Annotated in this window: 28 protein-coding genes, 1 tRNA gene and 1 pseudogene; 22 read left to right on the forward strand and 8 right to left on the reverse strand. The window is 63.7% G+C overall.

The features are described 5' to 3' along the window. Positions 1–149 precede the first annotated feature (149 nt). Entirely contained in the window at positions 150–923 is a 774-nt protein-coding gene (locus tag DQW77_RS11525) for a sulfite exporter TauE/SafE family protein (protein ID WP_113258383.1), read from the forward strand. Between the two features lie 60 nt (positions 924–983). Here DQW77_RS11525 and DQW77_RS11530 read toward each other — a convergent pair whose 3' ends face one another. Continuing rightward, the gene (locus DQW77_RS11530; protein WP_113258384.1) at positions 984–2,582 is read right to left on the reverse strand and encodes a phosphoenolpyruvate carboxykinase; all 1,599 of its coding nucleotides are present in this window, start codon (positions 2,580–2,582) and stop codon (positions 984–986) included. A gap of 369 nt (positions 2,583–2,951) precedes the next feature. Between DQW77_RS11530 and DQW77_RS11535 the strand changes: the two genes are divergently transcribed. The 14 genes from DQW77_RS11535 (at position 2,952) to DQW77_RS11600 (ending at position 13,514) form a co-directional block, all read left to right on the forward strand. After that, positions 2,952–3,653, forward strand: coding sequence for a response regulator transcription factor (locus DQW77_RS11535; protein ID WP_113258385.1), 702 nt, complete (start codon positions 2,952–2,954; stop codon positions 3,651–3,653). A gap of 3 nt (positions 3,654–3,656) precedes the next feature. Further along, on the forward strand, positions 3,657–5,369 hold the full coding sequence (locus tag DQW77_RS11540) for a sensor histidine kinase (RefSeq protein ID WP_181711250.1): 1,713 nt from the start codon (positions 3,657–3,659) through the stop codon (positions 5,367–5,369). A gap of 7 nt (positions 5,370–5,376) precedes the next feature. Continuing rightward, positions 5,377–5,829, forward strand: a complete 453-nt coding sequence (locus DQW77_RS11545; protein WP_113258386.1) for an HPr kinase/phosphorylase — start codon at positions 5,377–5,379, stop codon at positions 5,827–5,829. Between the two features lie 24 nt (positions 5,830–5,853). Then, entirely contained in the window at positions 5,854–6,789 is a 936-nt protein-coding gene (gene rapZ, locus DQW77_RS11550) for an RNase adapter RapZ (protein WP_113258387.1), read from the forward strand. Next, entirely contained in the window at positions 6,786–7,202 is a 417-nt protein-coding gene (locus tag DQW77_RS11555; protein ID WP_113258388.1) for a PTS sugar transporter subunit IIA, read from the forward strand. The genes rapZ and DQW77_RS11555 overlap by 4 nt, the downstream gene beginning before the upstream one ends. Beyond that, positions 7,187–7,465, forward strand: a complete 279-nt coding sequence (locus DQW77_RS11560) for an HPr family phosphocarrier protein (protein WP_113258389.1) — start codon at positions 7,187–7,189, stop codon at positions 7,463–7,465. Before DQW77_RS11555 ends, DQW77_RS11560 begins: the two co-directional genes overlap by 16 nt. A gap of 27 nt (positions 7,466–7,492) precedes the next feature. After that, positions 7,493–8,416, forward strand: a complete 924-nt coding sequence (locus tag DQW77_RS11565) for a lysophospholipid acyltransferase family protein (RefSeq protein WP_113258390.1) — start codon at positions 7,493–7,495, stop codon at positions 8,414–8,416. Between the two features lie 92 nt (positions 8,417–8,508). After that, positions 8,509–10,305 (forward strand): ABC transporter transmembrane domain-containing protein, encoded by a 1,797-nt coding sequence (locus tag DQW77_RS11570; protein ID WP_113258391.1) that lies wholly within the window; start codon positions 8,509–8,511, stop codon positions 10,303–10,305. Positions 10,306–10,353: 48 nt separating this feature from the next. Continuing rightward, positions 10,354–11,238, forward strand: coding sequence for a carbon-nitrogen hydrolase family protein (locus DQW77_RS11575; protein ID WP_113258392.1), 885 nt, complete (start codon positions 10,354–10,356; stop codon positions 11,236–11,238). Positions 11,239–11,320: 82 nt separating this feature from the next. Continuing rightward, a complete protein-coding gene (infA, locus tag DQW77_RS11580; RefSeq protein ID WP_005978431.1) occupies positions 11,321–11,539 on the forward strand; it encodes a translation initiation factor IF-1 in 219 nt (72 codons plus the stop codon). An 18-nt stretch (positions 11,540–11,557) separates the two neighbouring features. Further along, positions 11,558–12,136, forward strand: coding sequence for a nucleoside triphosphate pyrophosphatase (locus DQW77_RS11585; protein ID WP_113258393.1), 579 nt, complete (start codon positions 11,558–11,560; stop codon positions 12,134–12,136). Next, the gene (locus tag DQW77_RS11590; RefSeq protein ID WP_113258394.1) at positions 12,133–13,170 is read left to right on the forward strand and encodes a ribonuclease E/G; all 1,038 of its coding nucleotides are present in this window, start codon (positions 12,133–12,135) and stop codon (positions 13,168–13,170) included. The genes DQW77_RS11585 and DQW77_RS11590 overlap by 4 nt, the downstream gene beginning before the upstream one ends. After that, complete coding sequence (locus DQW77_RS11595) at positions 13,167–13,361, forward strand: DNA gyrase inhibitor YacG (protein WP_113258395.1); 195 nt, start codon at positions 13,167–13,169, stop codon at positions 13,359–13,361. Before DQW77_RS11590 ends, DQW77_RS11595 begins: the two co-directional genes overlap by 4 nt. Before the next feature lie 78 nt (positions 13,362–13,439). Then, positions 13,440–13,514: transfer RNA gene (locus DQW77_RS11600), tRNA-Phe, on the forward strand. Positions 13,515–13,649: 135 nt separating this feature from the next. On the opposite strand, the gene DQW77_RS18795 is transcribed toward DQW77_RS11600, so the two are convergent. From DQW77_RS18795 to DQW77_RS11615, 3 genes and pseudogenes are all read right to left on the reverse strand, one after another. After that, positions 13,650–13,802: an AlpA family phage regulatory protein gene (locus DQW77_RS18795; protein WP_147094967.1), complete on the reverse strand. Its 153-nt coding sequence runs from the start codon at positions 13,800–13,802 to the stop codon at positions 13,650–13,652. A gap of 19 nt (positions 13,803–13,821) precedes the next feature. Continuing rightward, entirely contained in the window at positions 13,822–14,121 is a 300-nt protein-coding gene (locus tag DQW77_RS11610; protein ID WP_258523844.1) for a hypothetical protein, read from the reverse strand. Continuing rightward, positions 14,118–14,300, reverse strand: a pseudogene (locus tag DQW77_RS11615) (transposase domain-containing protein); the annotation flags it as partial. The pseudogene DQW77_RS11615 and the gene DQW77_RS11610, both read right to left, overlap by 4 nt. A 314-nt stretch (positions 14,301–14,614) precedes the next feature. Between DQW77_RS11615 and phbB the strand changes: the two are divergent. Together phbB and DQW77_RS11625 are read left to right on the forward strand one after the other, a co-directional pair. Next, entirely contained in the window at positions 14,615–15,346 is a 732-nt protein-coding gene (gene phbB, locus DQW77_RS11620; RefSeq protein ID WP_113258397.1) for an acetoacetyl-CoA reductase, read from the forward strand. A 40-nt stretch (positions 15,347–15,386) separates the two neighbouring features. Next, on the forward strand, positions 15,387–17,231 hold the full coding sequence (locus tag DQW77_RS11625) for an alpha/beta hydrolase (protein ID WP_113258398.1): 1,845 nt from the start codon (positions 15,387–15,389) through the stop codon (positions 17,229–17,231). A gap of 346 nt (positions 17,232–17,577) precedes the next feature. Here DQW77_RS11625 and DQW77_RS11630 read toward each other — a convergent pair whose 3' ends face one another. Continuing rightward, positions 17,578–17,796: a hypothetical protein gene (locus DQW77_RS11630; RefSeq protein WP_113258399.1), complete on the reverse strand. Its 219-nt coding sequence runs from the start codon at positions 17,794–17,796 to the stop codon at positions 17,578–17,580. Positions 17,797–17,995: 199 nt separating this feature from the next. Here DQW77_RS11630 and DQW77_RS11635 point away from each other — a divergent pair, with 199 nt between their 5' ends. Next, a complete protein-coding gene (locus DQW77_RS11635) occupies positions 17,996–18,421 on the forward strand; it encodes a CBS domain-containing protein (protein WP_113258400.1) in 426 nt (141 codons plus the stop codon). Between the two features lie 15 nt (positions 18,422–18,436). On the opposite strand, the gene DQW77_RS11640 is transcribed toward DQW77_RS11635, so the two are convergent. Next, on the reverse strand, positions 18,437–19,186 hold the full coding sequence (locus DQW77_RS11640; RefSeq protein WP_147094968.1) for a Crp/Fnr family transcriptional regulator: 750 nt from the start codon (positions 19,184–19,186) through the stop codon (positions 18,437–18,439). A gap of 248 nt (positions 19,187–19,434) precedes the next feature. Here DQW77_RS11640 and DQW77_RS11645 point away from each other — a divergent pair, with 248 nt between their 5' ends. The 3 genes from DQW77_RS11645 to DQW77_RS11655 all read left to right on the forward strand — a co-directional run bounded on the left by DQW77_RS11645 (position 19,435) and on the right by DQW77_RS11655 (position 21,610). Further along, the gene (locus DQW77_RS11645; RefSeq protein WP_113258402.1) at positions 19,435–19,887 is read left to right on the forward strand and encodes a hypothetical protein; all 453 of its coding nucleotides are present in this window, start codon (positions 19,435–19,437) and stop codon (positions 19,885–19,887) included. 283 nt (positions 19,888–20,170) lie between these two features. Beyond that, a complete protein-coding gene (locus DQW77_RS11650) occupies positions 20,171–20,827 on the forward strand; it encodes a hypothetical protein (protein WP_147094969.1) in 657 nt (218 codons plus the stop codon). 12 nt (positions 20,828–20,839) lie between these two features. Continuing rightward, positions 20,840–21,610, forward strand: coding sequence for an SDR family NAD(P)-dependent oxidoreductase (locus DQW77_RS11655; RefSeq protein ID WP_113258404.1), 771 nt, complete (start codon positions 20,840–20,842; stop codon positions 21,608–21,610). A 262-nt stretch (positions 21,611–21,872) separates the two neighbouring features. On the opposite strand, the gene DQW77_RS11660 is transcribed toward DQW77_RS11655, so the two are convergent. Then, positions 21,873–22,946, reverse strand: a complete 1,074-nt coding sequence (locus DQW77_RS11660; protein ID WP_113258405.1) for a CaiB/BaiF CoA-transferase family protein — start codon at positions 22,944–22,946, stop codon at positions 21,873–21,875. 76 nt (positions 22,947–23,022) lie between these two features. Continuing rightward, positions 23,023–24,009: a DMT family transporter gene (locus DQW77_RS11665; protein ID WP_113258406.1), complete on the reverse strand. Its 987-nt coding sequence runs from the start codon at positions 24,007–24,009 to the stop codon at positions 23,023–23,025. Positions 24,010–24,142: 133 nt separating this feature from the next. Here DQW77_RS11665 and DQW77_RS11670 point away from each other — a divergent pair, with 133 nt between their 5' ends. Beyond that, positions 24,143–24,646, forward strand: a complete 504-nt coding sequence (locus tag DQW77_RS11670; RefSeq protein WP_113258407.1) for a CoxG family protein — start codon at positions 24,143–24,145, stop codon at positions 24,644–24,646. Positions 24,647–24,652: the final 6 nt, after the last annotated feature.

The following is a 24,652-nucleotide window of genomic DNA, read 5'->3' on the forward strand; positions in this document are numbered from 1 at the left end:
ACCAAAGGTTCGATGATCGCCCACTGCCTGTCTGTCAAAGTCCGTCTGCTCAAGATCGCCTCCCGTTTTTGATCTTGAATCAAACGAGAACCGATTTGGGAATCCCCTAAATGCAGACGCCGCCTAGAGCGGGGTGCTAAGAAAGGTGCATGACCATGATTGCCGAACTCCTGCCAGCGGGCAGCGTGTTTTTCGTGATATTGATCAGCATGCTGGCCGGGCTGGTAAAGGGCGTGGTCGGATTCGCGATGCCGATGATCCTGATTTCGGGGCTGGGGTCTGTCGTCGCGCCGGAGGTGGCGTTGGCAGGGCTGATCCTGCCCACATTGCTCACCAACGGGTGGCAGGCGCTGCGGCAGGGACGACGCGCAGCATGGGACTCCGTTAGTAAATTCAGGGTCTTCCTGATCTCGGGTCTGGTGCTGTTGCTGGCTTCCGCGCAACTGGTTCGGGTGTTGCCGCAGGGCGTCATGTTGCTGATGATCGGAGGGCCGATCCTGCTTTATGCCGGGAGTGCGTTGGCGGGATGGCCGTTACGGCTGCCGCGGAATGCGGGCCGGAGATGGGAAGCGGCGATCGGTGCCGTGGCCGGTTTTTTCGGCGGAATATCGGGCGTTTGGGGGCCGCCAACCGTGGCGATGCTGACCGCGCGGGAAACCGACAAGGGCGAACAGATGCGCGTGCAGGGGGTGATCTACGGCCTTGGCGCCCTCGCGCTTCTGGGCGCGCATGTAGCTTCGGGCGTCTTGCGGGCAGAGACGCTTCCGTTTTCGATTTTCCTGTGTTTTCCTGCATTTGCAGGAATGGCCGTGGGATTGTGGATACAGGACCGGGTGGACCAGCGAAGTTTTCGCCTGCTCACGCTTCTGGTGTTGCTTCTGGCCGCGTGCAACCTCGTCCGCCGGGGAATTTTGGCACTTTGATGCCCCTCCGGATCCTGAACGGTTTGAACAGGGTTTTGACCGGAAAGCCCGACCTTCCGGTCACCCGATTGCGGCGGCTTTCACATCCTCGTCGATATAGGGCACGTACTGTTCAAAATTGTCGGCGAACATCTGCACCAGTCGCTCGGCCTGATTGTCATAAGCTGACGGGTCGTCCCAGGTGCGGCGGGGGTCGAGCAGGACCTCGGCCACGCCGGGTACCTCGACCGGCACCTCGAAGCCAAAATTGGGATCCTTGCGGAACTCGACCTCGCCAAGCGACCCGTCGAGCGCCGCCGAAAGCAGCGCGCGCGTGGCCTTGATCGGCATCCGGGAACCGGTCCCGTAGGCCCCGCCCGTCCAACCGGTGTTGACCAGCCAGCAGGTGGCGCCGTGCTTGGCGATCTTCTCGCGTAGCAGGTTGCCGTAGGCTTCGGGACGGCGCGGCATGAAGGGGGCGCCGAAACAGGTCGAGAACGTGGGCTCGGGTTCGGTCACGCCGCGCTCGGTCCCCGCCACCTTCGAGGTGAAGCCCGACAGGAAATGATACATGGCCTGCGCAGGCGTCAGCCGCGCTATGGGGGGCAGCACGCCGAACGCGTCACAGGTCAGCATGATCACGTTCTTGGGATGCCCGCCAAGCGCGGTATCGGAGGCGTTGGAGATGTAGTGCAACGGATAGGCACAGCGCATATTGGCGGTAAGGCTGTCATCCTCGAAATCCAGTTCCAGGGTCTCGGGATCGTAGACCATGTTCTCGATCACCGTGCCGAACTTGGCCGTGGTCGCGTAGATTTCCGGTTCCGCCTCGGGATCCAGGTTGATCGTCTTGGCATAGCAGCCACCCTCGAAATTAAAGGTGCCGCGATCGGACCAGCCATGCTCGTCATCGCCGATCAGCGTGCGGGCGGGATCCGCCGACAGGGTGGTCTTGCCGGTGCCCGAAAGGCCGAAGAATACGGCCGTGTCAACGGGATTGCCCTCGGCGTGGTTGGCCGAACAGTGCATCGGCATGATGCCCTTTTCCGGCAGGATGTAGTTGAGCAGCGTGAAGACCGATTTCTTGTTCTCGCCGGCGTATTCGGTGCCGCCGATGAGGATCAGCTTGCGATCGAAATTGAGCGCAATCACCGTTTCGCTACGGCACCCGTGGCGATCCGGGTCGGCCTTGAACGAGGGGCAGTTGATGACCGTGAAATCGGCCATGAACCCGTCCAGCGCGGCGCGGTCGGGCCGGCGCAGCATGTGGCGGATGAACAACCCGTGCCAGGCAAGTTCGGTGACCATGCGCACATTGATCGCGTGCTTGGGGTCGGCGCCGCCGATCAGGTCCTGAACGTAGTAGGTGCGGCCTTTCATGTGCGCGCGCATGTCATCGTAGAGCGCGTCGAAGCCCTGCGCGCTCATCTCGGCGTTGTTTTCCCACCAGATGTGCTTGTCCACGGCGGCGGTGCGGACGACATGCTTGTCCCTGGGCGAGCGGCCGGTGAAACGGCCGGTGGAGACGAGGAAGGCGCCGCCCTGTCCGAGGGTGCCCTCGCCGTTGCGCAGCGCCGCTTCGATCAGGGCGGGTTCGATCAGGTTGTAATGGACATCTTCCAGCCCTTCGATGCCCTGATCTTCAAGCCGGAATTGCGGGTTTACCCGTCCGAATGTCATCTGCGTCAGTCTCCAGTCAGTATCATTACCGCACCGGGCGGCGGCCTTGGCCGGGCGGGCAGCCGGGCTTTCCTGTGCCGGGGAGCACCGTCCATTGCTGCCTCATAACATGCCGTTTCCGGAAAAGAACAGGACGCTTTCGCGCAGTTAGCGCAACCAAACGCAAGTTAGCGCAACCACCCTCAGGGCCGGGCAAGGAACCGCCTGACCGTCACCGCAAGGAGCGCAATTTACCCTCCGTTAAGGCGTTGTGCGGCCAAATGGGCGCAGTCGCGGAACCCGATTCGCAGTTTTGGATTGATTGTAAAGGCCGAAAGGGCGCATAATGGAAGAAAAACAGGCAAATCAGAGCAGCACAAGGAACACAGCATGTCGAAGATCGCCCTCGTGGACGATGACAGGAATATCCTGACATCGGTGTCCATGACGCTTGAGGCCGAAGGCTTCGAGGTCGAAACCTACAATGACGGCCAGCAGGCCTATGACGCCTTCAACAAGAAATTGCCGGACATGGCCGTGCTGGACATCAAGATGCCGCGCATGGACGGGATGGACCTGCTGCAGCGGCTGCGGCAGAAATCCTCCATGCCGGTGATCTTCCTGACGTCCAAGGATGACGAGATCGACGAGGTTCTGGGCCTTCGCATGGGCGCAGACGACTACGTCAAGAAGCCCTTCTCGCAGCGCCTGCTGGTAGAGCGGATTCGCGCACTGCTGCGTCGGCAGGACGCGATCGACGGCGACATCGTCGGCGACACCGAGGAAACCAAGGTGATCGAACGTGGCCACCTGCGGATGGACCCACTTCGCCACGCGGTGACCTGGAAGGGAAAGGACGTATCGCTGACGGTGACGGAATTCCTGCTGCTGCAGGCGTTGGCGCAGAGGCCCGGTTTCGTCAAGAGCCGCGATCAACTCATGGACGTGGCCTATGACGATCAGGTCTACGTGGACGATCGCACGATCGACAGTCACATCAAGCGGTTGCGCAAGAAGCTGAGAATGGTGGATGACGAATTCTCGGCGATCGAGACGCTTTATGGCATCGGCTATCGCTACAACGAAGAATAGGCGATGGCGCTGGCGGATGGGATGAGCATGCGCGACGACTCGCGCGGCCAGGACGGCGATGTTGTTCTGGGCGATGATTTCGTTGCGCCCGATGCCGTGGTCGAGGACGAACTTCAGGAACGGCGCGCCCGGCGCGGGTTCCTGTCCCTTCGGGGGTCGCCGCTGACCAGACGGATCATCACCTTCAATCTCATCGCGCTCAATGTGCTGGTCGCCGGAATCCTTTATCTCAACTCGTCGCGGGATGGGCTGGCGCTGCAACGCGCCAACAGCCTTCTGGTCGAGGCCGAGTTGATCGCCGACGTTTTCGAGGCGCAGCTTCCGGCGGGTGCGCCGGTAAGCGTGGTGACCGGTGACGGCGTGGATGTGGCTCAAACGCTGGACGGTCTGGACCTTAGGCGCGGGGCCGAGGTTCTTGTCTTCGACACCTCGGGCACGCTGGCCGGGCATGTCGTGGGCGACGGCAAACCGCGCGACAGCCCCGCCGACACCCGCCCGACGCTGATTACCGACGGGCTGACGGGTATCTGGGAGTGGATATCCGGGCCCTTCGCGGCAGACTCCGACAGTGGCGCGGGTGCGAGCCTGGAGGACAAGGCGCGTGAAATGGTCCCGCGCGCAATTGCGCAGGGCACCCAGATAGAGACCGGCGAGGTGGCCGAAGGCACGGTGTTCGCCGTGGCCACGCCGGTCTTGCAGGGGACGACACCCGTGGCGGTGGTGGCTATTGCCAGCGCCTCGGGCGAGATCGACGCGCTGGTGCGCAGCGAGCGTGAGCGCGTGTTGCAGATGTTCGTCATCGCGACGCTGGTGTCGATCGGACTGAGCCTGATACTCGCCTCGACAATCGCGCATCCGCTGGCCGATCTGGCCGCCGCGGCCGAGATCGGCGGCGACCGGCATCGCGGTCCCGGCAGCGGCGGACGCATCCGTATACCCGATCTCACGGCGCGACCCGACGAGATCGGGAGACTCAGCGGCGCCCTGCGCGGGATGGTGGCAGCACTCTATAACCGGATCGACGGCAACGAGCAGTTCGCGGCCGACGTGGCGCACGAAATCAAGAACCCCCTCGCCTCGCTTCGGTCGGCGGTGGGCACGATGCGGGTGGCCCACCGGCCGGAACAACGCGAGAAGCTGCTGGACGTGATCGACCACGACGTGCGGCGGCTTGACCGGCTGGTGAGCGATATCTCCAATGCCTCGCGGCTGGACAGCGAACTGGTCAAGGAGCAGGAGGAATCGTTCGACCTGCTGGGCATGCTGGAGAACCTTTCACAGTACCTTGGCGAGGAGGCGCGCGGCAAGGGCATCGAGTTCATCACCGATTTTCCTGACCGGGCGGTCGTGATCACGGGGCTCGAGGCTCGTCTCGCGCAGGTATTCGTGAACCTGATCAGCAACGCGATCAGCTTCTGCGAGGATGGTGACGCCATACGCCTGTGGGCGCGTCAGCGCGAGAACCGTGTTCTCGTGGTGGTGGAGGATACCGGCCCCGGCATCCCGGATCAGGCCCTCGGAAAGATATTCAAACGCTTCTATTCGCAGCGCGACGAGAGCGATTTCGGCAATAATTCCGGCCTCGGCCTGGCCATATCCAAACAGATCGTCGAAGCGCATGGTGGTGTCATCTGGGCCGAGAACATCCGCCCGACCGAAGCCGACATCACCTCAGATCCGCTGGGTGCACGCTTTGTCGTGGGCCTGCCTGTCTGAGGGTCCAATGCCGGGCCTGCCTGACCCCCGCGCCGCGTCCGAAGACGACAGGATCGTGCATGCAAGCACAGTTGCCGTGGCGGGTTGCGCGGCAATGATCAGGGGCGCGTCGGGCTCGGGGAAATCGACGCTCGCCCTGGAGATGATCGCGTTGGGTGCGGTATTGGTGGCCGACGACCGGACCCACCTGCGACGCGCCGGTGCAGCCGTCCTGGCGGAGGCTCCGGAGGCGATCCTGGGGCGGATCGAGGCGCGCGGCGTCGGGCTTCTGGCTGCGCCGACGGCGGGACCGGTGCCTCTGATCCTGGTCGTGGACATGGATGCCGGTCCGCCGGCGCGCCTGCCCGAACCGCGCGAAACCGAGATCCTGGGCCTTTCCCTGCCGTTGGTTGAAAATCCGCGCGCGCCCCATTTTCCGGCGGCGCTGATGCTATATCTAAAGCATGGACGCGTTGGATAATGCGCCACGACAAGGAACCGATCGATGCAGGCCAGTGATTATCAGCCCCGACCCACAGCACCGAGCATGGTACTGGTGACCGGGCCATCGGGGGCCGGCCGCAGCACCGCCATCCGGGCGCTGGAGGATATCGGCTACGAGGCGATCGACAACATGCCGCTGTCGCTGGTACCGCGCCTTCTCAACGGGCCGGCGCCGGACCGCCACACGGCGCTTGGCATCGACTGCCGCAATCGCGATTTTTCCACCCATGCGCTGATCGAGGCGATCGACCGCATTGGTGAGGTCAGTGACGTTCCGGTGCAGATCCTTTACGTGGACTGCCGTGCGGAGGTTCTGATCCGGCGTTTCTCGGAGACGCGGCGGCGCCATCCCCTGGCGCCGGCGGAAAGCCCGAGCATCGGAATAGAACGTGAATTCGACCTTCTGAGCCCGATCCGGGCGCGCGCCGACATCCTGATCGACAGTTCGGACCTGTCGCCGCATGACCTTCGCGCCGAGGTGGAACGCTGGTGCGCGCCCGAGGCTGGCCGGCAACTTGCCGTTTCGGTTCATTCGTTTTCCTACAAGCGCGGGCTGCCGCGCGGGGTGGACATGATCCTGGACTGCCGTTTCCTGCGCAATCCCTACTGGGAAGAAGGACTCAGGGCACTGGACGGGCGGGCGCCCGAAGTGGCTGCCCATGTGCGCGAAGACCCGCTATTCGCGGGCTTCAGCGACCGGGTGAAGGGGCTGGTGGAACTGCTTTTGCCGGCCTACGAAGCGGAAGGGAAATCATATCTCTCGATCGCTTTCGGATGTACCGGCGGGCGCCACCGCTCTGTCGTGATGGCAGAAACTTTGTCCACGGCCCTTGCACAGGCGGGCTGGCAGGTGTCAATAAGACATCGTGAACTGGGCCGCGACCGGCAGGCACCTGCCGGAGCGGTCAAAGCATCTGAAGGGAAGACGGGGCGTTGATCGGTATCGTGATCGTGGCGCATGGCGGGCTGGCCCGTGAATATCTCGGTGCGATCGAGCATGTGGTTGGCCAACAGCAGGACGTCAGGGCAATCGCCATAGATCGCGACCATGACCGAGAGTCCAAGCAGACCGAGATCTGTGCCGCCGCCGATGACGTGGACACCGGCGATGGCGTGGTGATCGTCACCGACATGTTCGGCGGATCGCCGTCAAACCTTTCGTTGAGGGCCTGTCGCCCGGAGAATCGTCGCATCCTTTACGGGGCCAACCTTCCGCTGCTGATCAAACTGGCGAAAAGCCGCCACCTGCCCCTGGCCGAGGCGGTGCGCAATGCACTCGATGCAGGGCGCAAGTACATTGACAGCCAGAACATTTCGGTAGAGCAGAAGATCCCATGCCCGAAACAGTGACGCGCAGCCTGCGAATCGTGAATGAAAAAGGCCTTCACGCCCGCGCCGCCGCGCGGCTGGTGGAGGTGGTTGAGGGGTTCGACGCCACCGCGGAGGTTTCCCAGGACGGTCAAAGCACCGGTGGCGACAGCATCATGGGTCTTTTGATGTTGGCAGCGTCGAAAGGAACGACTATTGACGTGCGCACTTCGGGGCCCGATGCCGCGGCGCTGGCTGATGCGGTCGAGGCGCTGATCGCGGACCGTTTCGGAGAGGAAATGTAGCCGCGCAGCCGGAGCGGGCATGACGCAATGGGATCTGAGCAGGTGGCCGAATATCCAGATCAGCAGGCGGGCGATGCGCCGGCGGAGACGGTTTCGTTCACGAAATACGATCGCCGCAGCCTGACCTACGCCAATTCGTTCGACAGCCCGCTGAAATCGGCAGCGATCCGGTCGGTGGAATGGTTCACCGGCAAGATCACTATCCTGCGCCTGATCAGCGAGTTCGAACGCCGCGGCGCGCCCACCGGCCCCGCGTTCTGGCGGGCGGCGCTGGACGTGATGGGAATCGACCTTCGAACCCCGTCCGAACAGTTGCGCAACATTCCCGCCGAGGGGCCCGTGGTGGCGGTTGCCAACCACCCCCACGGAATGGTGGACGGCATGATCCTGGCGGAACTGATCGGGCGGCGGCGCAGCGATTACAAGATCCTTACGCGGGCACTGTTGACCGGGATCGACGAGATCGCAGCCTCCTACATGATCCCGGTGCCGTTCCCGCACGAGCCCGATGCGCAGCGCAAATCCGTGGAAATGCGGGCCAAGGCGATGGCCCAACTCAAGGAAGGCGGGCTTGTCAGCCTGTTTCCCTCCGGAGTGGTCGCCTCGTCGGACACGTTGTTCGGGCCGGCGGTCGAGCGCGAATGGAACGTGTTCACCGCACAGATGATCCGGCGGTCCGGCGCACGGGTGGTGCCGATCTTCTTTCCCGGGGCCAATTCGCGTTGGTACCAGATGGCGAACCGGGTTTCCGCGACACTGCGTCAGGGGTTGTTGCTGCACGAGATCGTGCACAGCTGCAACAAGCCGCAAGCGCCGGTGGTGGGGGCGCCGGTCAGCGACGAGCAGATGCGCCTGCTGGAAAGCGATCCGCGCGGCTTCATGACCTGGCTGCGGGCGCACACCCTGGCACTTGGAGAACAAAACGACGGGCGCGGCGGCGAAACCGGCTGAAGGGTCGGCCAACGGGGCCGCGCGACGACAAGGGCCTTGACCCCGCGGCGCCGCGCGGCCAAGAAACGCGCCCAACCACAGGGGACTTCCACATGGTGCGCAAAGCCGCCAACGACGCCGACAAGATCGATCGGGAGAAATCCAGAAAGGTAAGCGCGCTGGCCGGGCTGTGGCCGCATATACGGCCTTACCGGCTTCTGATGGCAGCCGCGCTTGCGGCGCTTGTGCTGACGGCCTGCGTGTCGCTTGCGCTTCCGCTGGCGGTGCGACGGGTCGTTGACAATTTCAACGCCGAGGACGGCGCCATCCTGGACACATATTTTGCCGCCGCGCTCGGTATCGCGGCGCTTCTGGCCTTGGGCACGGGGCTGCGTTACGCGCTGGTCACGCGGCTGGGTGAACGCGTGGTGGCCGATCTGCGCAAGGCCCTGTTCGACCGGATGATCGGAATGAGTCCGGCATTCTTCGAGCGCATCATGACCGGCGAGGTCCTGAGCCGGATCACCACTGACACGACTCTGGTGCTCAGCGTCATCGGCTCGTCGATCTCGATCGCGTTGAGAAACCTTCTGTTGCTGGTGGGCGGGATCGTCCTGATGCTGTTCACCTCGGCCAAGCTGACCGGTCTGGTGCTGCTCATCGTGCCACTGGTGATCGTGCCGATCATGGTTCTGGGCCGGCGCCTGCGCAGTCTGAGCCGCGAAAACCAGGACTGGATCGCGGCCAGTTCCGGCAATGCCTCGGAGGCCCTGACCAGCGTGCAGACGGTGCAGGCCTTCACGCATGAGGCCGCCAGCCGCGATGCCTTCGGGCAGGTGACCGAACAGAGCTTCGACTCGGCACGGCGGCGCATCCTGACCCGGGCACTGATGACGGTGATCGTGATCTTCCTTGTGTTCACGGGGATCGTGTGTGTCCTGTGGATCGGAGCGCGGGACGTGCGCGCCGGCGACATGACCGCAGGCACGCTGGTGCAGTTCGTGATCTATTCGGTCATGGTAGCGGGGGCGGTGGCGGCGCTGGCGGAAATCTGGGGCGAACTGCAACGCGCCGCAGGGGCCACCGAGCGCCTGATGGAACTGCTGACCGCGGAGGACAGGGTGAGCGACCCGCCGAAGCCGGTGGCGCTGCCCCGGCCGGTACGTGGTGAACTGCGCTTTGACAGGGTGGGCTTTGCCTATCCGTCGCGCCCCGGCGTTCCGGCGCTGGACACGCTGGACCTGACCATCGCGCCGGGGGAAACGGTGGCACTGGTGGGGCCGTCGGGGGCCGGCAAGACCACCATCGTGCAGCTCTTGCAGCGGTTCTACGACCCTGATGCGGGGCGGGTCATGCTGGACGGTGCCGACCTGTCGACGCTGCGGCGGGCAGACTTCCGGCGCCAGATGGCCCTGGTGCCGCAGGATCCGGTGATCTTCGCCGCCTCGGCGCGCGAGAACATCCGTTTCGGGCGGCTGGACGCAAGTGACGCAGAGGTGGAAGCGGCTGCCCGTTCGGCCGCCGCGCATGACTTCATCGTCGATCTGCCGGAGGGATACGACACCTGGCTGGGGGAACGCGGTGTCATGCTGTCGGGCGGGCAGAAGCAGCGTGTGGCGATCGCGCGCGCGATCCTGCGTGACGCGCCGGTCCTGCTGCTGGACGAGGCCACCTCGGCGCTGGATGCGGAAAGCGAGCGGGCGGTGCAGCATGCCGTGGACGCGATGGCCCGCACCCGCACGACGGTGATCGTCGCGCACCGTTTGGCCACGGTCAAGAAGGCCGACCGGATCATCGTGATGGACCGGGGCCGGATCGTCGCGCAGGGCACCCATGACAGCCTGGTTGCCGAGGACGGGCTTTACGCGCGGCTTGCACGGTTGCAGTTTACCGACGGCCAGGCGGCATGAGCCGCAGACCCGCGGGAATCGCCGGAGCGGCCGGAAAGGAATAGTGTCATGAAAGTTGCGACCGCGGCTTATCCCCTGGACCCGTTGAGACATTGGGCCGATTACGCCACCAAGATCGAGGCATGGATCGCCGATGCGGCTGGACAGGGGGCCGAACTCCTGGTGTTTCCGGAGTATGGCGCGATGGAACTGTCAATGCTGGCGGGCGCTTCGGCGGCGGGCGAGCTTGAGTTGGCGGCGGCGGCCGTCTCGGAGCGCATCGGGGAGGCCGACGCCCTGCACGGCGACCTGGCGGTGAAATACAAGGTGCATGTCCTTGCAGCGTCGGCGCCGGTTTTTGACCCTTGGATCGGGAAGCGGCCGGTGAACCGGACGCGGCTTTTCACCCCGACGGGTGGCATGGGCATCCAGGACAAGCAGATCATGACCCGGTTCGAACGGGACGAGTGGCGGATCGCGCCCGGCGGGCCGTTGAAACTTTTCGATACCGCCCTCGGCCGTATCGGGGTTCTGATTTGCTATGACGCGGAATTTCCGCTTCTCGGGCGGGCTCTTGCGGAGGCGGATGTGATATTGGTGCCGTCCTGCACCGAGGCCCTGGCAGGGTACTGGCGGGTACGGGTGGGCGCGATGGCCCGCGCGCTTGAGGCGCAATGCGTGAGTGTCATGGCCTCTACGGTGGGGCCGGCGGAATGGTGCCCCGCGGTGGACGCCAATTGCGGGGCGGGCGGCGTGTTCGGGCCGCCCGATACCGGGTTTCCATCCGACGGGATCATCGGCGCGGGAGTTCTGGGCAAACCGGGCTGGACCTATGCCTCGATCGACTCGGCGGCCGTGGCGCATGTGCGTGCCGACGGCGTGGTTCTTGGCCGTCGTCACTGGGATGAGCAGGCCGGGCGCGACGGGCCGGCCACACCCGAGCGGCTCGGATGATTATGCGCTTGAAAAAAACGCCGGATGGGGCCATTTACATGACATTCCGCGGCAGAGCGGAGACGTTGAAGAAGGAGAGACCATGGCCAAGGAAGATACGCTCGAATTTCCCGGTGTCGTGAAGGAACTCCTGCCCAACGCGACATTCCGGGTCGAGCTTGAGAACGGCCATGAGATCATCGCGCATACGGCAGGCAAGATGCGCAAGAACCGCATCCGGGTTCTGGCAGGCGACAAGGTGCAGGTGGAAATGACCCCCTACGATCTGACCAAGGGTCGGATCAACTACCGCTTCAAGTAACGGGCGGCCGGCTAGTTCATGCGGCTGATCCTTGGGTCCGGCAGCCCGCGGCGCCGCGAATTGCTGGCGCAGATCGGGGTGGTGGCGGATGATATCCGCCCGCCCGAAATAGATGAAACCCCCGCGAAAGGCGAGTTGCCGCGACCCTACTGCGCCCGTATGGCGCGCGAGAAGGCACAGGCCGTGGTGGCGGCCGACGAGGACATCGTCCTGTCGGCGGACACCACGGTGGCGCTTGGCCGCCGCATCCTTGGCAAACCCGCAGACGCGCACGAGGCCGCCGGTTTCCTGCGCGCCATGTCGGGGCGGCGGCACAGGGTGGTCACTGCCGTGGCCATTCGGCGCGGCACCCGCCTGTGGCAGCGCGAGGTGGTGACCGCCGTCAAGATGAAACGGATCTCGGACCCCGAGCTGACCGCCTATCTGGCGACCGGGGATTGGCACGGAAAGGCGGGGGGCTATGGCATCCAGGGGCCCGCCGCGGTGCTTATTCCCTGGATCCAGGGCTCTTTCACCGCGGTAGTGGGGCTGCCGCTCTGCGAGACCGCGGGACTTCTGCAGGCGGCGGGCTATCCCCTTCATGGTGCGGCGTCGTGAAGGGGCGTTTGATCGCGCTGGACCATCTGGGCGGGGCCGAAGCCGCCGCATTGCTGGTTGACGGGCGGCTGGACGACCTTCTGATCGACAGCGACCGGCCACGCCCGGGAACCATCTATCGCGCCATCGCGGACCGGCCCGTGAAGGGCCAGGGCGGCATGTTCCTGCGCACCCCGGAGGGGCCGGCTTTCCTGCGGCAGGTCAGGGGCATATCGCCCGGGCAGTCGCTGCTGGTGCAGGTGACGGGGTATGCCGAACCGGGCAAGGCGTTGCCGGTGACGGGCCGGATCCTGTTCAAGAGCCGTCATGCGATCGTGACGCCGGGTGCGCCGGGCCTCAATGTCTCGCGCGGGATCCGCGACGAGGCGCAGCGCGACACCCTGCTGGAGATCGCACATGAGGCAATGGCCGGCGACGGGCCGGCCGGGAAGACCGGGCTGATCCTGCGCTCGTCCTGTGCGGAGGCGGAAGCGGAGACGATCGCCGAGGACATCGGTGCCATGATGGCGTTGGCCATCGCGGTGATGGGCGATGCCGGGGGCGCCGTGCCCGAGAAGCTGACCGAGGGTGACGGGCCGCACGCCCTGGCATGGCGGGACTGGACCGTGCCGGCACAGGTCGTGACCACGACCGGTTGCTTCGCCGAACAGGGCGTGCTGGACCTTATCGAAGAGTTGCGCGCGCCACAGGCGCGGCTGGCCGGGGGCGCGGGAATGTGGGTGGAGCCGACCCGTGCACTGGTGGCCGTGGATGTGAACACGGGCGGGGATACCTCGCCCTCGGCGGGCCTGAAGGCCAACCTGGCCGCGGCGAAGGACTTGCCGCGCCAATTGCGCCTGCGGGGCCTTGGCGGACAGGTCACGGTCGATTTCGCGCCGATGCCAAAGAAGGAAAGGCCGGGCGTCGAGGCGGCGCTGCGCGCGGCACTGCGCACCGACGGGGTGGAAACGACCCTTGTGGGCTGGACTCCGCTGGGGCATTATGAACTTCAACGCAAACGGGACCGGGTCGACCTGCGGGAGGTGCTTCGATGAGTTGTCCGATCTGTGCCGGAAAACCCGAAGAACGGGTCCGGCCCTTCTGTTCGAAACGCTGCGCGGACATCGACCTGGGCCGCTGGATGAGCGGCGCCTACGCGGTGCCGTCACAGGCCCCCGAGGATGCCGAAAGGGCCGTCGAGGAGGCCGAAGCCGCGACGGTGGCTCCGGGTCCGACGCGCCACTGAAAATTTTGTCCCGCCCTCTGGACACCCACCCGGACCTCGCCTAGAACGCCGTCACCCGAACGCCCAAGCGTTCGCCGTGCCCGGGTAGCTCAGGGGTAGAGCAGTGGATTGAAAATCCTCGTGTCGGTGGTTCGATTCCGCCCCCGGGCACCACTTAAATAATTGAAAGAGAACAATAAAATTCAAGGCCGCTGAGTTGGCTCCTGGTGAAGTCCCATTTTGGGCAACGCCGGGGCAACAGATTTTCTCTGGTCGGGATCTCACGTGTTTGTTATCGTTTTGACGGCATTATTCTTGGTCGCCGGGCGTGGTCGGCGTCAGGCGCTGAATATAGGCATGGATTTGGTCTTCGCGCCACCGGACGCAGCCCCGCGACAAGTGCAGCGGCGGCGGAAACCGAGGGTCGCGCTTTTGCATACGGTAAAGCGTGGCACCCGACACGCTCGTAACCGCCCGATTTCTACCGCAGAGACTGGTCCATGACGGGTGCGATCATGTCGGGATGATCGTTGAAGTCTTGTAGGAAGTTGTTCCAGTCCTCCAGCGAACGCCGGGCGTCCGCGAGCATGTCCTTCAGTTCGCAGATGCCATCGTCGGTCAGCGCCGTGACGTATTCGTCGTGCCCGATCTGGACGCTGACGATGCTGCCGTAGGACAGGTTGTCATCGTCGCTGATGACCGCCTCGAGCAGATTCGGATCTTCGCCCAACTGGCCGGCGACATGGGCGAGGGAGCAGACGTAGGTCGTTGCAGCTATCACGCGGCCTCGCTGTGCGGCTGGCCTGCGGGTTTCCAGTTCCAGGGCAGCAACTCGGCCAGCCGTTTGGCCTTGTGATCGTGGATCCGGTCGAGGACGTCGGCGAGATAGACCTGCGGATCGAGGCCGCTCATCTTCGCGCTCTCGATCAGCGTCATCGCGAGAGCAAGGGTTTCGCCGCCGGTACTCTAGACTTTTCTCTAGCACGTGGATGGAACTCTGCATCAGGTCCGGGTGCCGTATGGGTGTGAATTGACATTACCTACACCAGGCACTGACGCTACCCCGGCCAAGCGCGCGCTGCTTCAAGCGGAACGGATTTGCACGGTCGCACGGATGGGCCGGCAAGATTAACGAGAGTTAAAGTCAGGTGCCCGCGCGTCCTCCAGTTTGCTTGCTGAATCTCGCAGGTCTTGCCACGGGCGGTCGTTGGCGGCGCGCCGGCGCACAAGGCCTTCCTTGCGGTGCGGACCAATCAACCCATAAGGACCGAAGCATGACAAAAACCAGGAGAACCGCACTTGTCACCGGCGGGGTGCAGGGTCTGGGGGCCGCCGCGGCCCGGGCGCTGGACGATGCGGGGGTACGTGTCGCTGTCACGCATCTGGGACAAAGCGGGCGTGCCAGGGAATTTGGAGACGAGACAGGGATGCCGGTTTTCGAATGGGACGTGAGCGATCATGACGCATGTATCCGGGGAATCGCCGAGACCGAAGAGGCAATCGGGCCGCTGGATATCCTCGTCAACAATGCTGGCGTCAATCGCGACGGCATGTTCCACAAGATGCCGCACGACCACTGGGAAGCGGTTCTCAAGGTCGATCTGGGGTCGATGTTCAACGTCACCCGGCAGGTGATCGGCGGGATGCGCGAGCGCGGCTTCGGACGGATCATCAACATTTCCTCCGTGAACGCCGCCAGGGGACAGGCGGGGCAGACCAACTATTGCGCCGCCAAGGCCGGGGTCGAGGGCTTTACGCGGGCCCTTGCCCGTGAGAGTGCGGACAAGGGGATAACGGTGAATGCCGTGGCGCCCGGCTATGCCGACACGCCGATGGTCGAGGCGGTTCCCGACAAGATCATGGAGGGTATACTTCAGCAGGTGCCGGTCTCGCGGCTGGCCGAACCGATGGAGATCGGGCGCTGCGTGCGCTTCCTGGCTTCCGACGATGCCGGGTTCATCACCGGGGTCACACTGCCCGTGAATGGCGGTCTGAAGATGGGCTGAGGGCGACGCCCGGGCGCGCGAAACACTGGAAGGGATCGACATGACGGACACCGGAACCGAGCACAGCAAAGAGACCGAGAGGGCGGCCGAGGCGCGCGCCGAAGAGCGCGGCGATCTCGGGGCGGAGGTGCCCGAGATCGAATACACCTCGCCCATCGCGGCCCCTGACCGCTACAGCACCAAGAGCCTTGACCGCGCCTTCAACGCCCATCTCGCGAGGTTCACGCTGGGTGTCTCGCCCTGGGGTCTTGCTTCGACCTGTTTCAACTGGTGGGGGCATCTGATGGGGGCACCGGGCAAGCAGGTGCAACTGTTGGAAAAGGCGGTGCGCAAGACGGCGCAGCTTGGCGTTTACGCCGGGCAACTGGCGAGTGACCCCACGGCCCCGCCCCGCATCGACCCGCTACCCCACGATCACCGTTTCGAGCACGAGGGCTGGCAGCAATGGCCCTACAACCTGATCTACCAGAGTTTTCTGCTGTCCCAGCAATGGTGGTACAATGCCGCGTGCGACATTGACGGGGTGCGCGACCGTGATGAGCGTGTCGTGTCCTTCGTCAGCCGGCAGATGCTGGACATGGTCTCGCCCTCGAATTTCGTGGCCACCAATCCCGAGGTGGCCGCGGCCACTGTCCAGGAGGGGGGCGCCAACCTTGTCCGCGGCGTGCAGAACTTTTTCGAGGACTGGGAGCGCGCGGTGTCGGGCAAGCTGCCGGTGGGCACAGAGGATTACCTGCCGGGCCGCGCCGTGGCGGTTACGCCCGGCAAGGTTGTTTATCGCAATCGCCTGCTGGAACTGATCCAGTACGAACCGCAGACCGACAGGGTGCAAGCCGAGCCGGTTCTGATCGTGCCGGCCTGGATCATGAAATACTACATTCTCGATCTCAGCCCGCACAACTCACTGGTGAAACACCTCGTCGGGCAGGGGTTCACGGTGTTCATGATCTCCTGGCGCAACCCGACCGCGGAGGATCGCGACAAGGGGTTGGCGGATTATGTCGAGGCCGTGGACGAAGCAATGGGCGCGGTTGGCGCGATCGTCCCGGAACGCAGGATGCACGCGGTGGGCTATTGCCTGGGCGGCACGCTGTTGACGGCAAAGGCCGCGCAGATGGCGCGCGACGGGGACGACCGGCTGGCGACGATGACGCTTTTTGCCACCCAGACGGATTTCGAGGAGCCGGGCGAGCTTCAGCTCTTTGTCAGCGAAAGCGAGGTGTCATTCCTTGAAAACATGATGTGGGATCAGGGATATCTGGACACCAAGCAGATGGCGGGCGCCTTCCAGCTTCTGCGGTCGGCCGATCTGATCTGGTCGCGCTATGTGCATGAGTACCTGATGGGCCGCCGGCAGGAGATGTTCGACCTGATGGCCTGGAACGCGGATGCCACGCGGATGCCCTTCCGGATGCACAGCGACTATCTGCGCCATATCTTTTTGGGCAACGAACTGGCGCGGGGCCAGTATCGCATGGGCGCAGAGCCGGTGACGATCAGCGCGATAGACGTGCCGATATTCTGCGTATCGACCACCGAGGACCATGTCGCGCCTTGGCGGTCGGTCTACAAGCTGCACCTGCTGTCCGATACCGAGGTAACCTTCGTGTTGACCAGTGGTGGTCATAATGCCGGGATCATCAGCGAACCCGGGCATGAAGGCCGCGAGTTCCTGATCCGCAAGACCGGCCCGGATGATGGCTATCTCTCGCCTGAGGCGTGGAAGGGCATGGCCGAACGGCGCGGGGGCTCGTGGTGGCCCGGCCTGGTTGACTGGCTGGTCCAGCGTTCTTCGGGCGAAGCCGAACCGCCGGCCATGGGCACCAAATCAGGGAAGTACCGTCCGCTGGAGGACGCGCCCGGCAGCTACGTGTTTCAACGATGAAAGGCCGCACGAGCATCCGCACTTGCCTTGGGCTGAATCCCCTCCCGGTGACAGTGCCGGTGGGTCCGCCATGGTAATCTGCAACCGTTCGGTGAGTCGGTGGCCGGCATCGTCTTGATCGGTGGCGGGCTGACCCGGCTGTCTGGAGTGATGGCGCCGTTCCTCGGGAGGTGACTGTTCTCGGGGCTGTCCCTGTCCGCAAGTGGGAGCGGGAATGCGCCTTCGTTGACGGTAATTCCAATTTACCTCCGGGTTGCATCCCTCTCACCGAGACGTTGATGATGATCGTGATGGGCCTGTGGCGGTCTCTTCGCAGATGGCCGGCTATGGTCTGATCGTGGAGTGGTCACAGGCGGCTGATGATGCGCCAGGCAGTCCGCAACCGGGTGATTGTGGCGGCGGGCAGGGCGTAATAGCGGCCGATCTCGGCATCGCTCAGGCCATAGTCCACCATCGCCGAAAGGGACATGTAAGGCATCGGCCCGAGCGATCGCTCGAAAGTCTCAACCGTGGTCGCTGTCAGGCGGCCGTCCGGCGCGGACGGATTCTGTTGTCCTCGATCCATTGTCTCCTCCACGACCGGACCCGCCCGAAAGGATCATCGATCATCGGCGTCTTTGCATTGATGTTGGTTAATGCCGCTTTGACAGGATCATGGCACTGTCGTGTTCCGCGACCTGCCTCTCCGGTTTTCATGGCCGGTCCATCGCCGTCCGGCAGACTAAGGGGCGGGGCGCGTTTGCGACAAGAAGAGGGTGGCAATCATGAAAGTCAGTGAAATCATGTCACGCACCGTGATCCGGGCCACGCCCGAAACGACCGTCCGCGAAGCCGCGGAGAACATGCGATCCCACGGAATCGGCAGCCTGCCGATCCTCAGGGGGCGCGATAGGCTGGGCATCGTCACCGACCGCGATATCGTCATCCGCCTGCTGGCGGAGCACGAGGCGGCGGCGCAGATCCCGGTCAGCGAGGCGATGTCGTCCGAGCCCGCATGCTGCCATGCGGATCAGGATGTTGCCGAGGCGGCGGCGCTCATGGGGGATCTTCAGATCATGCGGCTTCTGGTGGTTGACAGGTCGGATGATCTTGTCGGCATCCTTTCGGTCGGTGACATCGCCGAAAACGCCTCGGAAGAGCTTGCCGGGCAGGCATTGGGCGAGATCGCCGAAAAGCGCGGTTCCCCTTGAGCGGGTGGCGGCATGTCACCGCGCGGAAATGATTTCGGCGCGCAGGCGGTCAAGATCGACACCGGCGATCCCGGCCAGCCTGTCGAGATCATGGATCGTGATATCCATATGATCCGCAGTCGATATCACCCCGCTGCGGCTCAGGCGTCTGAGGGTTCGGCAGACATGCACCGACGAAAGGCCGACAAAATCGCCCAGATCCTGCTGCGTCATCGGCAGATGATAATCGCAAACGTCACTTTCTCCGATCGCCTTGAGGCGGATGCAGATTTCGGTAAGGGCATAGGCGATGCGGGATTCGGCCGTGCCCTTGCCCAGACGCAGCATCCGTTCTGACATTCGCGACAGCGAGGCGGCGATGGTCACCGCCTCGATCCGACGCATGCAGGGATCAGCGGCTTCCAGCCTGGCCCATGCCGCCTGCGGCACTACCGCCACGGTGGCGTAGCACAGGGTCTCGATCTGTATCCAGCTGGTATGGCTATCCGCCGAGGACGGGTGCACTATCTCGCCGGGCAGGATGACATCTATGATCTGGCGCTCGCCATCCTCGGTCAGCTTGGACAGGGCAAGCCATCCCGACAGGAGGCAGTAGATGGCACCGCTCTCTTCCGCCTCGACCTTCAGGATGGACCCGGCGCGAAAGCCACGATGGTGCGTTTTCAGCAATTGGCGCAAGTCAGGGGAGGTGCCCGGAAAGAGAAAATCGCCTTTCCCGACGGGCGCCTTGCTGCCCTCCGTCGTTTCGACCTGTGGACCGGGCATCGGCACCCCCTCTCGATCAACGAACGAATTTTTTTCAATCACGCCAAAGAAGGCAAGGGCAAACAAAGTAAGACTGTTAAGTTTGATTTAATCACATATGGCGCGTGGCGATGCAATGCGGCCAAATCGTCGCAGTGCGAGAAGCATCCCTGCCCGGGCGCCCTGCTTTACTCAGGTTAATGCGCGAACAGCTTTCACAAATCACTATTGTTTTGGGGAACTGAGCCCGATGACACGGAGGATTTTCGATGACGACCAGGAAGAAGAGTACGGACAACAAGGCCGCCGGGATCGGCGACGTGATGCAACAGGCAAGAGGACTGCTTGCCGTGAACCCGATGATGGCGCCGCAATTCGAACAATTCTGGAAGATGCAGGAAAACGTCCTTCAGGAGGCCGAGGCCTTTTCCAGGGGCTGGTTCCAACGCCGCCACGAAGCCGCGAAATCGGCACTCGAGGCCACCCGCGAACTGAACGGCAATGGCGGTGCTGAGTCTCCGTCGGGCCTTCAGGCCATCACCGACTGGAACCGCCACTCGATGGAACGCATGACGGAGGATTTCCAGGAATGGATGAAATTCTGCACCCAATGCGCCGGACATCTTTCGAAAGCAGAGGCGGAGGCCGGAAAACAGGAACTGGAAGAGGCCCGGAAACAGGCCTCCGCCGCCGGCAAGGCCAAGCATTCGAACCCGGTCTGAACGCGAGAAAGGCGGATGTTCCGCCTGCCCCGAAATCGGCCGGGACAAGAGCCGGCAACACGCATCAATGAAGCGCCGTCACGGCGTTGTTGGAATTCACGTGCATGAATCAGGATGCGGTCAATCTGCTGGGTAAAACAGGTGGTTTGGAATTACAGAGGTGGACATCAATCCGGTCAAAATGCCGGTTTCTCGTGACTCGGTTCCGAAGCGCACCATGCCTTTGAGTGTCATCCTGCTGACGGCACGGAACGGATCACAGGATCGCAGAGGAGTCTGGTTCATGAAAGCCTTTCATAAGATCGTTGAAGATGCCCCTGCTCAGGCGACAGACGGGCGGTACGAATTTCGCATATGGCCCGGTCACTGGCCGCGGGCTGCGGCTCTGATTCAGAAATTCTGGCTGCTTGCCGGGGCCGAGCGGCGATCCGACATTTATCTGCTCACGTCGCGCAGCCCTCGCAGGCTGGTGAAACTGCGTGCGGGTAACCGGCTTGAATCAAAAAGACGCGGTTCTGATCTGGGCGTGCTGCAACACTGGACGCCACACCCCTATCCGATGTTTCCGCTGTCGCGAGAGACGATGCGCCAGTTGGCGCGGGAACTGGGGGTGGCGCCGTTACCTGACGAGTCCGGGATTTCGCCGGGCCACCTTGTTGCCCGGCTGGGCAGAACGGCACCGGAAGTCCGGGTTGAAACGGTCTGCAAGTCGCGGCTCCTGTTCCGCAACGGCAGCACTCGTGCCGAATTGTGTCGCGTCGCTGTTGCCGGCCAGACGAGGCCGACGCTTGCCATCGAGGATCCCGATCCCGAGAGCGCGCGACGCACGCTTGACCTGCTTGGCATCGGGCATCTGATCAACCGCTCTTATGCCGAGATGCTCTGCCGCCGCGTGCTTTCCGCCGCGAAGGCGGGTCCGGTCCGAAATCCAGCAATCTGAAAGGAAAAACCAATGAAACGACTTGACGGAATGACCTGCATCGTCACCGGCGGCAGCAAGGGCATCGGAAAGGCGACCTGCCTGAGGTTGGCCGAGGAAGGCGCACGTGTGGCCGTGACCGATATCGAGGAGGATGCCGGCAAGGAGGTCTGCGACAGCATCGCGGCTCAGGGCGGCACGGCGGAATTCTGGGCCCTCGACGTGACCGACCCCGAGGCTGTGCAGACAGTGTTCGCTGCGGTTGCCGACAGGTTCGGCCGCATAGACGTTCTCGTGAACAATGCCGGAATCGCGGGGGTGAACAAGCCGACCCACGAAATCGACGTCGAGGAATGGCGCAAGGTGATCGAGGTGAACGTGAACGGGGTTTTCTATTGCACCAAGGCGGTGGTGCCATATCTGCAGGCAGGCGACGGCGGCAGCATTGTCAACCTTTCGTCGATCTATGGCTTGGTCGCAGCCCCGGACGTGCCACCCTATCATGCCTCCAAGGGTGCGGTCCGGTTGATGACGAAGACCGACGCGCTGCTTTATGCCAAGGAGGGTATCCGGGTGAATTCCGTCCATCCCGGTTTTATCTGGACGCCCCTCGTTCAGGAGCTTGGGGAACAGTCCGCGGAGGGCCCGGATGCCTTCCGCCGCGCGCTGGATGACCTGCATCCCGTCGGCCATGTCGGCGAACCCGGGGACATCGCCGCCGGGATCGCCTATCTCGCCTCGGCAGACGCGAAATTCGTGACCGGGTCCGAGCTGGTCATTGATGGTGGCTACACGGCCCGGTAGACGCCCGGGATACATGGCCCGGCGGCGGTCCCGGCCGCCGCTTCGGGCTCTGCCATGACGCAAGCCGTGTCGGCCAGCCGCAATCCGAACGGGGGAGAGGCGCCCATCTCCCTCGGCTGTCCCGGCGCAGCCCGCGATATCCAGCCTTTCCCGGGAAAGTGGCTCAGACCGGGGCGGCCCCTTCTTCCCCTTGAACAGAGCGCCATCCGTCATCTGGTGTTTGCTCAAACGTGGCTGCAGGTGCCGGTCCTTTCCGCCACGCTCACCCTGTGCGGGCCAATAGCGCGCGGATCTCGGCATCGTGCTGCCCCCGCTCGGGCAGTTGAGCAGTGGACGGCTGGGAATCCGAAAACCGCGGAGCGGGAGCGGGTTGCAGCACCCCGTGCTGCTGCTGCCATGTGCCGCGGGCCATCATATGAGGGTCTCTGGCAGCCGCTTCGGGCGACAGCACCGGCGCTGCACAGGCATCCGTGCCCTCGAACAGCGTCGCCCAGTGATCCGTTGAGGCGGTCGCGAACAGACCGGCCAGACGTGCGGTCTGAAGCGGCCATTGCCGGGGGTCGTGCTGATCGTTGAAATCCGGATCCTGCGACAGCCCCATCAGACCGAGAAATGTGTCGTAGAATTTCCGTTCGAGGCATTGAACACTCATGAACCCACCATCGGCACACGCGTAGGTGCGGGACCAGTGCGGCCCGTCAAGAAGGCTCCGACCGCGCTCCATCCTCGGCGCGAGCGACATCAGAAGCGCCATCATGTGTGCCGAGCCGTCAACGATCGCGGCATCGACGACGGTCCCGGTTCCCGAGCTGCGAGACTTGATGAGCCCGGCCAGAATGCCGGCGACGAGGTACAGCGCCCCGCCGCCCACATCCCCGAGTAGAGACGGCGGCGTAAGGGGTGGGCGGCCCGGCTCGGACGCGTACCAGAGAGCTCCTGACGTGGCAATGTAGTTGAGGTCATGGCCCGCCATCCCCGACTTGGGACCATCCTGGCCCCAACCTGTCATGCGTCCGTAGACCAGCGCGGGATTGTCTGCCATGCAGATATCCGGCCCCAGGCCAAGGCGTTCCATCACGCCGGGTCGAAACCCCTCGACCAGGGCATCGGAAATCGCGATCAGGTCGCGCGCTGTCCGGCAGTCCGCAGGGCACTTTAGGTCAAGCAGGATCGATTTCTTTCCGCGGTCCAGCAGCCGTGCCGACGGGTGGTCCTGCACCGCGCCACCGGGACGGTGGACCGTGATAACCTCGGCGCCGAGATCGGCCAGCATCATGGCGGCAAAGGGCCCCGGCCCAATGCCCTCGATCTCGATTACGCGCACACCATCCAGCATTCATACCCCCCTCGTTGAAATCCGGCCCGGGCAGCTTAATCGCAGCGTCCGGCAAGCACCAGCAGCCTGCTGGATTTCAAAGTCGCCGGTTGGCGCGCTTGCTGCTGATCAGGGGGCGGTTGCGCTGTCTTTCCCTAAGGAACACGAAAAGCCCGGCCCCGAGGATTAGTACGATACCCGCGACCACGATCGGATCGGGCAGTTCCCCGAAGATCGCCCACCCCCAGAAAATCGCCAGCGGCAGACCCACATATTCGAAAGGGGCCACCGTCGCGGCATCGGCCATGCGGTAGGCGGCACTCAGCGAATAGCCGATAATCGCCGAATTGAAGCCAAGTCCGACGAAAAGCCAGGTATCAATGCCCTCCGGCCATTTCCAGGCCCGCAGAAGGAAGATCAGGCTTTCGTTCTGAAGCCCCTGCGTGTGCCGTCCGTCTCCTGCGACGAGCCAGAAGCCAAGACTGGCGATGATGAATACGCCCTGGATGTAGACGGCCATCGCGGATGCCTTGGAGCGTGCGCCCAGTTTCCGGGTCAGGATCTGGTTGATGGCATAGGTCAGCGCCCCGAGGATCGGCAGAAGATAGATCACGAAACTCACGTCGCGCGCTGAACCGCTCTGCCATGGCCGGGTCATGATGACGACGCCAAGCAGGCCAACGACAACAGCGCCGATGCGAAGCGGACCGACCTTTTCCCCGAGAAACGGAATGCTGAGAAGCGTGATCATCAGAGGCGCGACGAAAAAGATCGCCGTGGCCTCGGCAAGCGGCAGCACCGCGAGGGCCGAGAAGAACAGCAGATTGGCAAGGACGATCATCACCCCGCGCAGAAGGTGCAGGCCGGGTGTGCTGGTTTTCAGGATGCTCCAGCCACCCTCGAACTGGACCAGTGTCAGGCTGAAGACGATCCCGATCGCCGACCGGATGAAGACCATCTGGTGCAGGGGATAGCCGCCCGAGAGCTGCTTGATCAGCATGTCGTTGACCGAGATCGCCAGGATGCCGAGAAGGATGAATCCGATGCCTGCCGCCGGGTTCTGATGGTTTGTCGCGGTTTCCATGAAAGCCGTCCTTTCCCGGTGCGCCTATCATGCCTGTTGTGAAAGCGGCATGTCTGTTTGCGACAGCCCCCGCTCTTGGCGGGATGCAACCGTTGGTCTAGGCTGCGGTCATCAACCGGAGGATCAGCCCAGCATGAAGATGAGCGATGAGAGAAGGATCGAGGCCGACCGTGAAACTGTCTGGGCGGCGCTCATGAGGCCCGAAGTCCTGAAGGAATGCGTGCCGGGTGCGCAGGAGGTTTCCGGATCTCCCGATTCAGGATTCGAGGCCACGGTGACCCAGAAGGTGGGCCCGGTGAAGGCGACCTTCAACGGCCGGGTCGTGATGTCGGAGATGGTCGAGCCCGAAAGCCTGGTGATCAGCGGCGAGGGCAAGGGGGGCGCCGCGGGGTTCGCCAAGGGGGAGGCCAGCGTCCACCTGAAGGAGGAAGACGGCGGCACGGTCCTGTCCTATGATGTGGAGGCCAAGGTCGGCGGCAAGCTGGCCCAGTTGGGTAGCCGTATCGTGGATGGCTTTGCCAAGAAGATGGCCGATCAGTTTTTCACCCGCCTCGAGGAGGTGATCGAAGGCCCGTCGGAGGAGGACGAGACCGAGGAATCCGAGAAGAAAGGCTGGCTCAAGCGCCTGATAAGCTGATCGGGT

This window comes from Roseovarius sp. TE539, assembly GCF_003298505.1.
Classification (GTDB): Bacteria; Pseudomonadota; Alphaproteobacteria; order Rhodobacterales; family Rhodobacteraceae; genus Roseovarius.

What these genes read in the sequence shown, in the direction of transcription:
- DQW77_RS11525 (WP_113258383.1), top strand. Translation starts at nt 150, where the DNA reads ATGACCATGATTGCCGAACTCCTGCCAGCGGGCAGCGTGTTTTTCGTG.
- DQW77_RS11530 (WP_113258384.1), bottom strand. Translation starts at nt 2,582, where the DNA reads ATGACATTCGGACGGGTAAACCCGCAATTCCGGCTTGAAGATCAGGGC.
- DQW77_RS11535 (WP_113258385.1), top strand. Translation starts at nt 2,952, where the DNA reads ATGTCGAAGATCGCCCTCGTGGACGATGACAGGAATATCCTGACATCG.
- DQW77_RS11540 (WP_181711250.1), top strand. Translation starts at nt 3,657, where the DNA reads ATGGCGCTGGCGGATGGGATGAGCATGCGCGACGACTCGCGCGGCCAG.
- DQW77_RS11545 (WP_113258386.1), top strand. Translation starts at nt 5,377, where the DNA reads ATGCCGGGCCTGCCTGACCCCCGCGCCGCGTCCGAAGACGACAGGATC.
- rapZ (WP_113258387.1), top strand. Translation starts at nt 5,854, where the DNA reads ATGCAGGCCAGTGATTATCAGCCCCGACCCACAGCACCGAGCATGGTA.
- DQW77_RS11560 (WP_113258389.1), top strand. Translation starts at nt 7,187, where the DNA reads ATGCCCGAAACAGTGACGCGCAGCCTGCGAATCGTGAATGAAAAAGGC.
- DQW77_RS11565 (WP_113258390.1), top strand. Translation starts at nt 7,493, where the DNA reads ATGGGATCTGAGCAGGTGGCCGAATATCCAGATCAGCAGGCGGGCGAT.
- DQW77_RS11570 (WP_113258391.1), top strand. Translation starts at nt 8,509, where the DNA reads ATGGTGCGCAAAGCCGCCAACGACGCCGACAAGATCGATCGGGAGAAA.
- DQW77_RS11575 (WP_113258392.1), top strand. Translation starts at nt 10,354, where the DNA reads ATGAAAGTTGCGACCGCGGCTTATCCCCTGGACCCGTTGAGACATTGG.
- infA (WP_005978431.1), top strand. Translation starts at nt 11,321, where the DNA reads ATGGCCAAGGAAGATACGCTCGAATTTCCCGGTGTCGTGAAGGAACTC.
- DQW77_RS11585 (WP_113258393.1), top strand. Translation starts at nt 11,558, where the DNA reads ATGCGGCTGATCCTTGGGTCCGGCAGCCCGCGGCGCCGCGAATTGCTG.
- DQW77_RS11595 (WP_113258395.1), top strand. Translation starts at nt 13,167, where the DNA reads ATGAGTTGTCCGATCTGTGCCGGAAAACCCGAAGAACGGGTCCGGCCC.
- phbB (WP_113258397.1), top strand. Translation starts at nt 14,615, where the DNA reads ATGACAAAAACCAGGAGAACCGCACTTGTCACCGGCGGGGTGCAGGGT.
- DQW77_RS11625 (WP_113258398.1), top strand. Translation starts at nt 15,387, where the DNA reads ATGACGGACACCGGAACCGAGCACAGCAAAGAGACCGAGAGGGCGGCC.
- DQW77_RS11630 (WP_113258399.1), bottom strand. Translation starts at nt 17,796, where the DNA reads ATGGATCGAGGACAACAGAATCCGTCCGCGCCGGACGGCCGCCTGACA.
- DQW77_RS11635 (WP_113258400.1), top strand. Translation starts at nt 17,996, where the DNA reads ATGAAAGTCAGTGAAATCATGTCACGCACCGTGATCCGGGCCACGCCC.
- DQW77_RS11640 (WP_147094968.1), bottom strand. Translation starts at nt 19,186, where the DNA reads ATGCCCGGTCCACAGGTCGAAACGACGGAGGGCAGCAAGGCGCCCGTC.
- DQW77_RS11645 (WP_113258402.1), top strand. Translation starts at nt 19,435, where the DNA reads ATGACGACCAGGAAGAAGAGTACGGACAACAAGGCCGCCGGGATCGGC.
- DQW77_RS11650 (WP_147094969.1), top strand. Translation starts at nt 20,171, where the DNA reads ATGAAAGCCTTTCATAAGATCGTTGAAGATGCCCCTGCTCAGGCGACA.
- DQW77_RS11655 (WP_113258404.1), top strand. Translation starts at nt 20,840, where the DNA reads ATGAAACGACTTGACGGAATGACCTGCATCGTCACCGGCGGCAGCAAG.
- DQW77_RS11660 (WP_113258405.1), bottom strand. Translation starts at nt 22,946, where the DNA reads ATGCTGGATGGTGTGCGCGTAATCGAGATCGAGGGCATTGGGCCGGGG.
- DQW77_RS11665 (WP_113258406.1), bottom strand. Translation starts at nt 24,009, where the DNA reads ATGGAAACCGCGACAAACCATCAGAACCCGGCGGCAGGCATCGGATTC.
- DQW77_RS11670 (WP_113258407.1), top strand. Translation starts at nt 24,143, where the DNA reads ATGAAGATGAGCGATGAGAGAAGGATCGAGGCCGACCGTGAAACTGTC.